Below are 12,672 nucleotides of genomic sequence, written 5' to 3' on the forward strand. Positions count from 1 at the left end.
CATGGCCGACGACGCGCACATCGAGGAACCGGGTCCCGCCGACGAAGCCGTCGCCCGCGCCCTGCGGGACGCGATCGTCTCGGTCGAGGCCGCCGTCGCGCGGGTGCACGAGTTCTCCGCGGAGATCTTCGAGCTGGTCGGCGCACCCGGAGGCGGGGACGCCGTCGACCACCACAACGCGCTGACCAGGGTGGCTGGGCTCCTGGACGCCACCGGGCAGCTGCGCGCCACCGACTGGGAATCCGTGCGCGGCCTCGGCGACGTACTCGCCGATCGGGCCGGGCGGCTGCGAGCCCACACCGGAGAAGTGCTCGACGGGCTCGCCGCCGACGCTCCGGCGCAGGACCGGGTGGCCTGCCTGCAGCAGGCCGTGGAGACCGACCGGCTCGGCGAGACGTTGCAGCTGCTCGTCCTCGTCGAGGACTCGCTGAACCTGTGGCAGCGGCTGCGGCTCGCGCGGATCCGCACCACCGAACCGGACCGGCTCGAGCACGAATGCGCGGCGATCGGCACGACGCTCGCCGGGCGCGTCGAGCGGGACGTCGGGCTGCTGCTGCGCGCCCGCGCACGGCTGGCGAGCTACGCCGCGCTCAAGCCGTTCGAGCTGGTGCGATGGCTGTCGACCGCCCGGGTGAAGAAGGACATCGCCCGGCTCCGGGCGGACCTGGACGACGTCGCGGCGGCGCTCGGCAGCGCCGCGGAGCGCGCCCTCGAGGCCGAGGATCCGTCGGTGGCCGAGAACCTGGCGGAGCTGGGCAACCCGGTCCGGGCCGTCAGCGGTGCCCTCGGCGACAGCGCCCGCACCCTCGGCGGCCGGGCCGTCGGGGCGGGCAGCACCGGGGTCGGGAAGCTGGGCCGGGGGCTGCACCGGGTCGCGGAGCCCCGCCGGCGGCCGGGCGGCGACGTGCCGCTGACGACCGCCCCCGACGCCTGACCGCCGCGACGGGCGCGGCGCGGACCGCCCATATGATCGATTCATGAGCAGCGACCGGGCGCCGGCCTTCACCATGCGGCAACTGGTCGCCTTCGTCGCCGTCGCCGAGACCGGGACGATCAGCGCGGCGGCCGACCGGCTGCTGGTGTCGCAGTCGGCGGTGTCGCTGGCGGTCACCGAACTCGAGAAGGCGCTGTCGGCGCAGCTGTGCGTGCGCCGCCGTGCCCACGGCGTGCACCTCACGCCGGCGGGGGAGTCGCTGCTGGCCCGGGCGCGGGCCCTGCTGCAGCAGGCGAGCGAGATCGAGGACGAGATGCTCGGGGCGGGCGGCGAACTCGCCGGCCGGCTCGCCGTCGGGTGTTACACGACGGTCGGGCCGACGATCCTGCCGCCGCTGCTGTCCGAGTTCACCGAGCTTCATCCGCGGGTGTCGCTCGAGTTCCGGGAGGCGATGGCCGACGAGCTGGGCGAGCGGCTCGAGGGCGGGGCGCTGGACGCGGTGATCACCTACGACCTGGAGCTGCCACCGGCATGGCGCACCGCCACGCTGATGACGAGGCGGCCGGCGCTGGTCGTGCAGGCGGGGCACCGGCTGGCGGCCACGCCCGGCCCGGTGGAGCTGGCCTCGGTGCGGGACGAACCGATGGTGTTGCTCGACGCGGTGCCGGCGTCGACACACGCGATGCAGGTGTGTGCGCGGGCCGGGTTCACGCCCCGGATCGAGTACCGGTCGGCGAACTACGAGACCGTGCGGGCGTACGTCGGCCGGGGCCTGGGCTGGACGATCATGCTGCACCAGCCGCAGCTCAACCGCACCTACGGCGGACTGAAGATCGTGCTGTTGCCGATCGACGTCCCCGACCTCGATCCGGTGCGGCTGGTCATCGCCTGGCGTCCCGACGTGGTGCTCAGCCGGGTGGTACGCGAGTTCATCTCGTTCGCAACGGCCCGCGTGGGCGCGCTGTGAGCGGCGCCGCCGACCATTCTTGAGTATTTCTCATATCGATCAGCAGATTCCTGTTCTTTTCTGAGGTTGTGACTGCGGACATACTGGGTTCCGACGCGCTGATCGGCAGCGCGCGGTCCGGGTTCCGTTCCCGGCTCCGATGAGAAGCGCTGATTCACAACCACTTCGAGGAGATCGATAATGTCTGCCACGGACGCCCTGCATCCGCCGGTCCTCTTCGCGCCGGAACACGAGGAGTTCGCCCAGTGGGTCCGCGAGTTCGCGGCACCGCACGCCGAGAGCTACCTCGAACGCGCCCACCGCGAGGAGTTCCCGTGGGACCTCGCCGAGAAGATGGCCGCACAGGGCCTCCTCGGCCTCGGCGTCTCCGAGGAGAACGGCGGTCAGGGCCGCATCGGCGAGGTGCTCACCAAGACGCACCTCGGCATCGCCCACGAGGAACTGGCCTACGCGAACTTCTACCTCAGCCAGCTCGCCTACACGAACGACCTCACCGGCCCGCTGCTCGAGCGCTTCCTCGCCCCCGATGTCGCGAAGGACTGGGTGCGCGGCATCGTCGAGGGCCGCCACGTCGTCGCCCTCGGCCTGACCGAGCCGGGAAGCGGCTCGGACGCGATGGCCATGCGCGCCAAGGCCGAGAAGGTCGACGGCGGCTGGAAGCTCAACGGCGAGAAGACGTCCATCACCTTCGCCCCGCACGCCAAGGCGATGATCACCTTCGTCAAGGCCCGCGGCGCCACCCCGGAGGAATCCGGCGTCACCGCCTTCCTCGTGCCCCTCGACTCCGACGGCGTGAGCATGCAGAAGTTCCCGGACGCCGGCTGGAAGCCGCTCGGCCGGGCCGGTGTGTTCCTCGACGACGTCTTCGTCCCGGACGAGTACGTCATCGGTGGCGTCGGCAACGGATTCCGGCTCGTCATGAGCGAATTCGACTACACCCGTTCGGTCATCGGCCTGATGTCGACCGGAGTCGCCCGCAAGGCCCTCGACATCACCATCGACTACGTCAAGTCCCGCAAGGCGTTCGGCAAGCCGGTCGCCTCGTTCCAGGGTGTGTCCTTCCCGATCGCCGAGAACGCCACCAAGCTCGAGGCGGCCCGCTGGCTCACCTACCGCGCCCTCTCTCTCGCCGACGCAGGCAGGCCCTTCACGAAGGAGGCCGCGATGACCAAGCTCTACGCCACCGACGTCTCGCTGCAGACCATCCGCGACTGCATCGTCGCCCACGGCCACAGCGGCTTCGCCGAGGAACTGCCGCTGCAGGCCATGCTGCGCGACGTCTCCGGACTCGAGATCGGCGAGGGCACCCCGCAGATCCAGAAGGTCGTCATCGGCCGCGCGCTGCTCGGACGGGAGGCCACCGCATGAGCACCAGCCGGCGCCGCGCCCTCGACGGGGTGCGGGTCATCGACCTGACCCAGGCCCTCGCCGGGCCGTTCTGCACGTCGCTGCTCGCAGACCAGGGGGCCGACGTGATCAAGGTGGAGCCGCCGCGCGGCGACTTCCTCCGCTACGCCGGCCCGTTCGCCTCCGACGACGAGCCCCGCGACTACGGCGGAGTGTTCCAGTCGGCCAACCGCAACAAGCGGTCGATCGTGCTGGACCTGAAGAAGCCCGACGCCCGCGACGTGCTGCTGCGCCTGATCGACGACGCCGACATCCTCGTCGAGAACTTCAGCGCCGGCGTCATGGACCGCTTCGGCCTCGACTACGACACCCTCGCCGCGCGCAATCCCCGCCTGGTGTACGCCTCGATCCGCGGGTTCGGCGACAAGGCCGGCGGGCACAGCCCCTACCGGGACTGGCCGGCCTTCGACATCGTCGCGCAGGCCATGGGTGGGCTCATGTCCATCACCGGTACCGACGCCGAGCACCCCGTCCGGGTGGGTTCCGGTGTCGGCGACACGGTTCCGGGCCTGTTCGCCGCCTTCGGGATCCTCGCCGCCCTGCGCGACGCCGAGCGCACCGGGCAGGGCCAGTACGTCGACGTCGCCATGGCCGACGCCGTCCTCGCGATCTCCGAGGTCGTGGTCAACACCTACGGCCACACCGGCCGGGTCCCCGGCCCGCTCGGCAACCAGCTGCAGGGTTTCGCGCCGTTCGACACGGTGCAGGCACAGGACGGCGTCGTCGCGCTGGGTGCCCCGCACAACCCGCAGTGGGCCAAGCTCGCCGCCGTCATGGGGCAGCCGGAACTCGTCGACGACCCGCGGTTCGCCACCGACCACGACCGGTGGCTCAACCGCGATGCCGTCTACGAGGTGGTCAACGCCTGGACCCGCACCCGCACCGTCGCCGAACTCATCGAGCTGCTCGGCGGCAAGGTGCCGCTCGGCCCGATCCTCGACGCCGCGGACATCTTCGCGGACCCCCACTTCCGGGCCCGCGACATGCTGCCGACCGTCACGCACCCGCACAACGGCCGTGCCGTCACCGTCCCCGGCATCCCCGCCAAGCTCTCCCGCACCCCGGGCGCGGTCGAGCGCCGCGCCCCGCTCATCGGCGAGCACACCGTCGAGATCCTCCGGGAGGCCGGCCTCGACACCGCCGAACTCACGGCCCTGGCCGACGCCGGCGCCACCGTCATCCCTTCTTCCGCTCAGGAGCACGTCGCATGATCATCACCAAGGTCGAACTGATCCCGGTCTCCACACCGCTGGTCAAGCCGTTTCTCATGCCGGGGACCAGGATCACCCACATCCATTCCGTCGTGCTGAAGCTGCACACCGACGAGGGGATCGTCGGCTACGGCGACAGCGGCGACACCTCCACCTGGTACCGGGGCGAGACCCAGGAATCGATGACGGCGATGATCGCGAACCACATCGCCCCGGCGTTCCTGATCGGCCAGGACCCGCTCAACATCGAGAAGATCGTCGGGCAGATGGACACCTTCGTCCGCGACAACAACCAGGCCAAGGCCCTCGTCGACTTCGCGCTGCACGACCTCAAGGGCAAGGCCCTGGGCGTGCCCGTGTACCAGCTGCTCGGCGGGAAGAACGCCGACGCCTCCGTGCAGGGCTGGGTCGCCTCCGCCGGCCCGGTCGACCAGGTGGTCGCCGAGGCCGTGCAGGCCCACGAGAAGGGCTTCTGCCTGATCAAACTCAAGTCCGACGGCAACTCCGACCACGACGTGGACAACGTCCGCGAGGTCCGTGCCGCACTGGGCGACTCCGCCCGGATCGTGGTCGACGCCAACGGCTTCTGGAACTACGACCAGGCGCTGAAGACGATGCGTCGGCTGGACCGGTACGGCATGGAGTGCATCGAGCAGCCCGTCCCGCACTGGGACATCGAGGGCATGGCGCGCCTGCGCAGCCGCATCGACACGCCGATCTTCGCGGACGAGTCGGCGCAGGAGCTGCACAACATCCGGGAGATCATCGAACGTCGCGCCGCCGACGGCCTGTTCATCAAGATGCAGAAGGCCGGTGGCCTGCTCAAGGCACAGCGCTGGCTCACGATGGCGCGCCTCGCCGACATGGCCGTCATGAGCGGCTGCATGATCGGCTCGGGCCTCGAGGCCAGCCCCTCGGCGCACCTGATGATCGCCAACAACTGGGCGTCGCAGTTCACCCACGAGAACCTCGGCCCGCTGATCATCAACAACCAGTGGGAGAACGCCGAGCAGAAGATCACGCAGGACATCGCCCTGAACGTGCCGATCTTCGCCGACGGCAAGCTCTACCCGAACGAGGGCCCGGGCTTCGGCATCGAACTGAACGAGGAGTTCATCGCCTCGCACATCACCGAGGGCAAGCAGACGGTCACCGTCGGCGAGCTCGTCGGCGTCTAGCGGCGCCGAGAACCTGCAGGAGAAGATCACGATGACCGAACACCGGACGGGCCCGCTGGCCGGCCTGAAGGTCGTGGAACTGGCCGGGCTGGGACCGGCGCCGTTCGCCGCGATGTTCCTCGCCGATCAGGGCGCCGACGTCGTACGCGTCGAGCGTGCCGGCGCCGGGTTCACCATGCCGATCGATCCGCGGCTGGACACCCTCCAGCGCGGCAAGCGGATGATCGGTGCCGACCTGAAGGACCCGGACGGGCTCGCGACGGTGCTCGCGCTGGTCGAGAAGGCCGACGTGCTGATCGAGGGTTACCGGCCCGGTGTCACCGAACGCCTGGGCCTGGGTCCCGAGGACTGCTGGGCGCGCAACCCGAAGCTGGTGTACGGCCGGATGACCGGCTGGGGCCAGGACGGGCCGCTCGCGCAGCGCGCCGGGCACGACCCCACCTATCAGGCCCTGGTCGGATCGCTGCACGCGATCGGCCGGGCCGGCGGACCCCCGCAGCTGCCGCTCAGCCTGGTCGGCGACTTCGGCGGCGGTGCAATGTATCTCGTATCCGGCATCCTCGCCGCGCTGTGGGAGGCGCAGCGCTCCGGGCGCGGCCAGGTCGTCGACGCCGCGATCGTCGACGGCGTCGCGCACCTGATGGCCAACCCGTACTCGATGCTCGCCGGGGGCGCGTGGCAGGACGCGCGCGGCACCAACCTCATCGACTCCGGGGCCCCGTTCGTCGACGTGTACGAGACCTCCGACGGCCGGCACGTCGCGGTCGCGGCCCTCGAACCACCCTTCTACGCGCAGCTTCTCGCGGGGCTCGGCCTCGATACGGCCGGCGAGCTACCGGGGCAGTGGGACCGCCGGCGCTGGCCGGAGCTGCGCGAGCGGATCGCCGCCGCGTTCGCCACCCGCCCGCGCGACGAGTGGGCGGCAGTCTTCCGGGACACGGATGCCTGTGTCGCCCCCATCCTTTCGATGACCGAGGCGCCCGCCGACGCGCACCTCACCGCGCGGGGCACCTTCCTGTACCGGGACGGTCACCCCGAACCTGCGCCCGCGCCTCGCTTCTCGCGCACCCCGGCGGGCGTGCCGGCCGCGCCTCCCGTGCCCGGACGGGACGACCCGTCCGAGATCCTGCGCACGTGGGGCATTCTCGACGCCGTCGCGCCGACCCCCTGACCTGCAGGTTCACCGGATCCGCGGGTGGCGACCGGCTTCGGTGCCGCCCGCGGTCCCGCATGTCGCCATTGTTGAGCAGACCTGTGGAATATCACCGGCTAATTCTGCTTTTCACGCCATTGTGACGTGACCCATACTTCAGGGGCCAACGGAGGGCTCGCTCCCCGGCACCGAGCGAGCGTCCAGCCGCCTCGTCCGGCCGCCTCGGCGGTCCTCACCCACGGCCGCCTCGGCGGTCCCCTCATTCACGGCCGCGACCGCCGCGTGCCCCGCTTCGCCCGCCGGCCGGTCCGGCACCCGTACACAAGGAGTTCGTGATGGCACTTCTCGACGAATCCATTTGGCAGGGAAAGATCTTCGCCGGAGACTGGATCCCCGGCGGCGCCGGTGAGATCAAGGTCGTCGAACCGGCGACCGGCGCGACGCTCGGCAGCGTCGGCCTCGCCGACGAGGGCGACCTCGAACGCGCCGTCGACCGTGCCGTCGCGGCCCAGCGCGACTGGGCGGCCCGCCCGCACACCGAACGCGCCGCCGTGCTGCGCCGCGCCGGCGACCTGTGGCAGCGGCACGCCGACGAGATCGAGCGCTGGATCATGCGCGAGTCCGGCTCCCTGCGCCCCAAGGCCCAGCTCGAGACGCACGTCGCGGCGCAGGAGTGCTTCGAGGGCGCGGCCCTGCCCTCGCACGCGCTCGGCGAGATCCTGCCCAGCGAGGCACCGCGCCTGAGCATGTCGAAGCGCGTGCCCGTCGGTGTCGTCGGTGTCATCGCGCCGTTCAACTTCCCGCTGATCCTCGCCATCCGATCCGTCGCGCCGGCGCTCGCCCTCGGCAACGCCGTGATCCTCAAGCCCGACCCGCGTACCGCCGTCTGCGGCGGCGTGGCCCTCGCCCGCATCTTCGAACAGGCCGGCCTGCCCGCCGGGGTACTGTCCGTGCTGCCCGCCGGCGCCGACGTCGGCGCCGCCCTCGTCGACGATCCGCGGGTATCGGTCATCTCCTTCACCGGCTCCACCCCGGCCGGCCGCGCCGTCGGCGCCGCCGCGTCCCGCAACCTCAAGAAGGTCCACCTCGAACTCGGCGGCAACTCCGCGATCGTCGTCCTCGACGACGCCGACTTGGCCGCCACGGTGGCCGCCGGTGCCGCCGGTTCCTTCCTGCACCAGGGCCAGGTGTGCATGACCACCGGCCGGCACATCGTGCACGAGTCCGTCTACGACGAGTACGTCGCGCAGCTCGCCGCCAAGGCCGAGGCGCTGCCCGTCGGCGACCCGGCCACCGAGCAGGTCGCGCTCGGGCCGATCATCGACCACGGTCAGCTCGAGAAGATCCACGCTCTGGTCACCGCGTCCGTGGACGCCGGCGCCCGCCTCGTCGCGGGCGGCACGTACGAGGGCCTGTTCTACCGGCCCACCGTCCTCGCCGACGTCCCCGCCGGCGCCCCCGCCTACGCCCGGGAGGTGTTCGGGCCCGTCGCTCCCGTCGTGAAGTTCTCGACCCTCGACGAGGCCGTGGCCCTGGCCACCGACACCGAGTACGGGCTGTCGCTCGGCATCTTCACCCGCGACGTCGGCAAGGGCCTCGCCCTCGCCGAGCGGATCCCCACCGGCATCGCCCACATCAACGACCAGACCGTCGGCGACGAGGCGAACATCCCGTTCGGTGGTCTCGGCGCCTCGGGCAACGGCGCCCGATTCGGCGGTGCCGCCAACAGCATCGAGGCGTTCACCGAGTCGCGCTGGATCACCGTCAGCCGCGACGTGCCCGTCTACCCCTTCTGAGCGGCCCCGCCGACCGGATCTAGCATCGTCCTCGCAGAGTAAGGACCCACCATGACCCTCGCAGACCCAGAGCCCGCCGCCATCGTCGCGCCGGCGCAGCGGAACAAGGACATCCGTCGCGTCGTGTTCTCGAGCTACCTCGGGAGCACCGTCGAGTTCTACGACTTCATCCTGTACGCGACCGCCTCCTCGCTCGTGTTCGGCCCCGTGTTCTTCGCGAACCTCAGCCCCGGCCTCGCGCTGATCGCCTCCTACGCGACCTTCGCCATCGGCTACATCTCCCGCCCGCTCGGCGGCATCGTCTTCGGTCACTTCGGCGATCGCATCGGCCGCAAGAAGATGCTCATGCTGTCGATGACGATCATGGGAGTGGCGTCCTTCCTGATCGGCCTCGTCCCGGCGATACCCACCTGGGGCGCCGCGATGCTGATCCTGCTGCGTGCGGTGCAGGGCGTCGCGATCGGCGGCGAGTGGGGCGGGGCGGCCCTGATGTCGCTCGAGCACGTCAAGGGCCGCAACCGCGGCTTCGCGGCGGCGTTCACCAACGCCGGTGGCCCCACCGGCGCCGTGCTCGGCACCGTCGCCCTCTCGCTCGCTGCTCTCCTGCCGGAGGACGACTTCCTCTCGTGGGGCTGGCGCGTGCCGTTCCTGTTCTCGGCCGTCCTGCTTGCCGTCGGCCTGTTCGTGCGGGCCCGCATCGCCGAGAGCCCCGTCTTCGAGGAGGCGCTGCGCGCCGCCGAGGCGAAGAAGGACCGGACCAAGGAGACCATCCCGCTGGTGACGATCCTGCGCGCGCCGCGCACCCTGATCCTCGCCGGACTGGTGTGCACCGCGCCGTTCGTGATCCAGGCCCTGTTCTCGACGTTCGTGATCACCTACGCCGCCGGGAACGGCGTGTCCCGGTCGCAGGGCCTCACCGCCTTCGCGATCTGCCAGTTCGTCGCGATCTTCGGCATCCTGGGCGCCGCCCGGCTGTCGGACACCTACGGGCGCAAGCCCGTCATGATGACCGGCTTCGTCGGCATGGTCGTCCTGGCGTGGCCGCTGTTCCAGCTCGCCTCGTCCGGCAACTTCCTGCTGGTCGTGCTGGCCTTCGTGATCGCCTGCTCGGTCCTGCAGTCGCTGACGTTCGGCCCCATGCCGGCGTTCCTCGCCGAGCAGTTCGGCACCCGCGCCCGCTACACCGGCGCCTCCCTCGGCTACCAGATCGGCAGCCTCCTCGGTGCCGGCTTCACCCCGGTCATCGTGGCCTCGCTGTACGCCGGCTCCGGCACCATCGGCAGCGTGATCGTGTACCTGGTCGCCGGCTGCGCCCTGAGTGCCGTGGTCCTCGCCCGGTTCGTCAAGGAGAGCAAGGACGTCGACCTGAGCGCCTGATCCGCGTCACCGGCGGGGCCGGGCACCACACAGGTGCCCGGCCCCGCCGCGCGTAGTCGATGTCGCGCGGGACGTCGTGCTGCTGCTGCGCCCGCCCGAGCACCGCGACGGGCGCGGGCCCGTGGGAACGGGAGGTTGTCGCGACCACCGGGCTGTCGCTGCGCCATCCGTCGAGTAGCACCGGCGACAACCTCCCGCTGGGGGTAAAAAGCTCCCGCTCGATACCGTTGCCCGCATGACCCGTCCCGACTCGGTGCCCAACTTCACCATGCGCCAGCTCGCGGCGTTCGTCGCGGTTGCCGAGACGGGAACGATCGCCGGCGCCGCCGAGCGGCTGCACCTGTCACAGTCCGCGCTGTCCGCGGCGCTCACCGACCTCGAGAAGTCGCTCCAGACGCAGCTGGCCGTGCGACGGCGGGCGCGCGGCGTGCAGCTGACGGCGATGGGGGAGGCGGTACTGGCCCGCGCCCGGGTGCTGCTGCACCAGGCGAGCGAACTGCAGGCCGACGCGGTGGGGGAGGGCGGCGGTGTGGCCGGCCCCGTCGCCATCGGGTGCTACCCCGCCCTCGGGCCGACGGTGCTGCCCGCGCTGCTCGCCGGATTCACCCACCGCTTCCCGCGCGCGCGGGTCGAGTTCCGGGAAGACACCCAGAACCGGCTGCGCACCCAGCTCGACAACGGCGAGCTCGACCTCGCGATCGTCTACGACCTCGAACTGTCCGCGGAGTGGCGCAAGGCGACGCTGATGACGCGCGAGCCGACGGTGCTGCTCGACGCGAACCACCGTCTCGCCGGCGGGGACGGCCCGGTGCGGCTGGCCGATCTGCGCGACGACCCGATGGTGCTGCTCGACGCGCCGCCGAGCAGCAACCACGCGATGGAGGTGTGCCGGGGCGCCGGGTTCGCGCCGCGCGTGGCCTACCGCACCTCCAACTACGAGACGGCGCGGGCCTTCGTCGGTCGCGGCCTGGGGTGGACCCTGCTGCTGCAGCGGCCCCCGCTCGACGTGACGTACGAGAATCTCCCACTCGTCGTCAGGCCGCTCGTCGATCCGGTTCCCGACTCCGTCGACGTGGTCGTCGCGTGGCATCAGGACTCGATGCTCAGCCGGGTGACACGAGCATTCATTCACTTCGCGTCCACGGGAAGGACACCCACCGCGAGACCCTGACCTGCGGTGATCCGGAGTACCACGGAATTTCCGGGGTATCAGCACGAATAGTTGCGCTTTTCAACCGCTTGTGATGGGGGTCATGCTTGCCCAGTCCGCCGTGACGCGGGCCGCATCGTGAAAGGCAAGCAACACATGACGATTACCACGCCGGCACCGTCGCCGGAGGTACTGCAGCGCAAGGCCCGCAAGGCTGCGCTCGGCAGTTTCGTCGGCACCGCGATCGAGTGGTACGACTTCTTCATCTACGGCACCGCCGCCGCCCTCGTGCTCGGGCCGCAGTTCTTCCCCGGCACGTCCGAACTGGCCGGCACCCTCGCCGCCTTCGCGACCCTCGCCGTCGGCTTCGTGGCCCGCCCCATCGGCGGCATCGTCATGGGCCACTTCGGCGACCGCGTCGGCCGCAAATCGATGCTCGTCACCTCGCTGCTGCTGATGGGCTTCGCGACCGTCGCCATCGGTCTGCTGCCCAACTACGCCGCCATCGGCGTCGCCGCGCCGATCCTGCTGGTGGCCCTGCGCTTCGTCCAGGGCCTCGGCGTGGGCGGCGAATGGGGCGGGGCCGTCCTCGTCGCCACCGAGAACGCGCCCGCGGGCAAGCGCGGCCTCTACGGCGCCGCACCCCAGATCGGCGTTCCCGCGGGCGTCCTCCTCGCCAACCTCGTGTTCCTGCCGCTCACGGCTGTCCTCGACGATGCCGCGTTCGCGGACTGGGGCTGGCGCGTGCCGTTCCTGCTCAGCGCCGCCCTCGTCGGCGTCGCCATGTGGATCCGGCTCGGGCTCGAGGAGAGCGCCGACTTCGAGAAGAGCCGGGACGCGGCCGGGGACGTCAAGCTCCCGCTCGCCGAGGTCCTCGTCAAGCACTGGAAGACCGTGCTGCTCGCCGGCGGCACCTTCGTCGCCACCAACGGCATCGCCTACGCCTACATGGTCTACGTCCTCAAGTACGGAGAGAAGGAACTGGGCTTCGACAAGTCCACGATGCTGTTCCTGCTCATCGCCTCGTGCCCGTTCTGGATGGCCGGCATGGCGATCAGCGCCTACAAGTCCGACATTGTCGGCCGGCGCCGCGTCTACATCGTCAGCTCGATCGCCCTCGTGATCGTCGCGGCCCTGTTCTTCCCGCTGATGGACACCGCGATCCTGCCCGTGATGCTCGTCGCGATGATCGCCCTCGGCTTCGTCCTCGGCGCCTGCGCCGGGCCGCAGTCCGCCCTGTTCGCCGAGCTGTTCCCCGCCCACATCCGCTACAGCGGCGCGTCGCTCGGCTACCAGATCGGCGCGATCCTCGGCGGCGGCCTCGCCCCCATCGTGGCGACCTCCCTCTTCGCGGCCTTCGGCACCTCGCTCGCCGTCACCGCGTACTTCGTGCTGATCGCGCTCGTCAGCCTGATCAGCATCCTCCTTTTGCGCCACCCCCACGACCCGTCGGTCGCGGTGGCGCCCTCCCATCGGTCCGAGCAGGAAGTGGCCTGAGG

The 12,672-nt window shown here is 71.0% G+C and carries 10 protein-coding genes; all 10 read left to right on the top strand.

The genetic code is table 11. The annotated features are described in order from the left end of the window. Position 1: 1 nt before the first annotated feature. The 10 genes from G6039_RS08655 to G6039_RS08700 all read left to right on the top strand — a co-directional run bounded on the left by G6039_RS08655 (position 2) and on the right by G6039_RS08700 (position 12,670). Positions 2-934, top strand: a complete 933-nt coding sequence (locus G6039_RS08655; RefSeq protein ID WP_029542573.1) for a hypothetical protein — start codon at positions 2-4, stop codon at positions 932-934. Positions 935-977: 43 nt separating this feature from the next. After that, positions 978-1,901, top strand: a complete 924-nt coding sequence (locus G6039_RS08660; protein WP_006939143.1) for a LysR substrate-binding domain-containing protein — start codon at positions 978-980, stop codon at positions 1,899-1,901. 180 nt (positions 1,902-2,081) lie between these two features. Next, positions 2,082-3,269: an acyl-CoA dehydrogenase family protein gene (locus tag G6039_RS08665; RefSeq protein WP_043799280.1), complete on the top strand. Its 1,188-nt coding sequence runs from the start codon at positions 2,082-2,084 to the stop codon at positions 3,267-3,269. Further along, the gene (locus tag G6039_RS08670; RefSeq protein ID WP_043799282.1) at positions 3,266-4,519 is read left to right on the top strand and encodes a CaiB/BaiF CoA transferase family protein; all 1,254 of its coding nucleotides are present in this window, start codon (positions 3,266-3,268) and stop codon (positions 4,517-4,519) included. The genes G6039_RS08665 and G6039_RS08670 overlap by 4 nt, the downstream gene beginning before the upstream one ends. Next, positions 4,516-5,697, top strand: a complete 1,182-nt coding sequence (locus G6039_RS08675) for a mandelate racemase/muconate lactonizing enzyme family protein (protein ID WP_006939130.1) — start codon at positions 4,516-4,518, stop codon at positions 5,695-5,697. Before G6039_RS08670 ends, G6039_RS08675 begins: the two co-directional genes overlap by 4 nt. Positions 5,698-5,728: 31 nt before the next feature. Continuing rightward, a complete protein-coding gene (locus tag G6039_RS08680; RefSeq protein ID WP_043799283.1) occupies positions 5,729-6,868 on the top strand; it encodes a CaiB/BaiF CoA transferase family protein in 1,140 nt (379 codons plus the stop codon). A 317-nt stretch (positions 6,869-7,185) separates the two neighbouring features. Continuing rightward, positions 7,186-8,646: a benzaldehyde dehydrogenase gene (locus tag G6039_RS08685; RefSeq protein ID WP_043799285.1), complete on the top strand. Its 1,461-nt coding sequence runs from the start codon at positions 7,186-7,188 to the stop codon at positions 8,644-8,646. Positions 8,647-8,697: 51 nt separating this feature from the next. Further along, positions 8,698-10,023 carry an MFS transporter gene (locus tag G6039_RS08690; protein WP_006939125.1) on the top strand — a complete coding sequence of 442 codons (1,326 nt, stop codon included), beginning with the start codon at positions 8,698-8,700 and terminating at the stop codon, positions 10,021-10,023. 235 nt (positions 10,024-10,258) lie between these two features. Further along, positions 10,259-11,194 carry a LysR family transcriptional regulator gene (locus G6039_RS08695; protein ID WP_006939123.1) on the top strand — a complete coding sequence of 312 codons (936 nt, stop codon included), beginning with the start codon at positions 10,259-10,261 and terminating at the stop codon, positions 11,192-11,194. Positions 11,195-11,329: 135 nt separating this feature from the next. After that, entirely contained in the window at positions 11,330-12,670 is a 1,341-nt protein-coding gene (locus G6039_RS08700; RefSeq protein ID WP_006939122.1) for an MFS transporter, read from the top strand. Positions 12,671-12,672: the final 2 nt, after the last annotated feature.

Origin of the sequence: Rhodococcus aetherivorans, from assembly GCF_011058165.1 — a bacterium.
GTDB classification, from domain to species: domain Bacteria; phylum Actinomycetota; class Actinomycetes; order Mycobacteriales; family Mycobacteriaceae; genus Rhodococcus; species Rhodococcus aetherivorans.

Coding starts and splice junctions, on each gene's coding strand:
- G6039_RS08655 (WP_029542573.1), top strand. CDS start 2: ATGGCCGACGACGCGCACATCGAGGAACCGGGTCCCGCCGACGAAGCC.
- G6039_RS08660 (WP_006939143.1), top strand. CDS start 978: ATGAGCAGCGACCGGGCGCCGGCCTTCACCATGCGGCAACTGGTCGCC.
- G6039_RS08665 (WP_043799280.1), top strand. CDS start 2,082: ATGTCTGCCACGGACGCCCTGCATCCGCCGGTCCTCTTCGCGCCGGAA.
- G6039_RS08670 (WP_043799282.1), top strand. CDS start 3,266: ATGAGCACCAGCCGGCGCCGCGCCCTCGACGGGGTGCGGGTCATCGAC.
- G6039_RS08675 (WP_006939130.1), top strand. CDS start 4,516: ATGATCATCACCAAGGTCGAACTGATCCCGGTCTCCACACCGCTGGTC.
- G6039_RS08680 (WP_043799283.1), top strand. CDS start 5,729: ATGACCGAACACCGGACGGGCCCGCTGGCCGGCCTGAAGGTCGTGGAA.
- G6039_RS08685 (WP_043799285.1), top strand. CDS start 7,186: ATGGCACTTCTCGACGAATCCATTTGGCAGGGAAAGATCTTCGCCGGA.
- G6039_RS08690 (WP_006939125.1), top strand. CDS start 8,698: ATGACCCTCGCAGACCCAGAGCCCGCCGCCATCGTCGCGCCGGCGCAG.
- G6039_RS08695 (WP_006939123.1), top strand. CDS start 10,259: ATGACCCGTCCCGACTCGGTGCCCAACTTCACCATGCGCCAGCTCGCG.
- G6039_RS08700 (WP_006939122.1), top strand. CDS start 11,330: ATGACGATTACCACGCCGGCACCGTCGCCGGAGGTACTGCAGCGCAAG.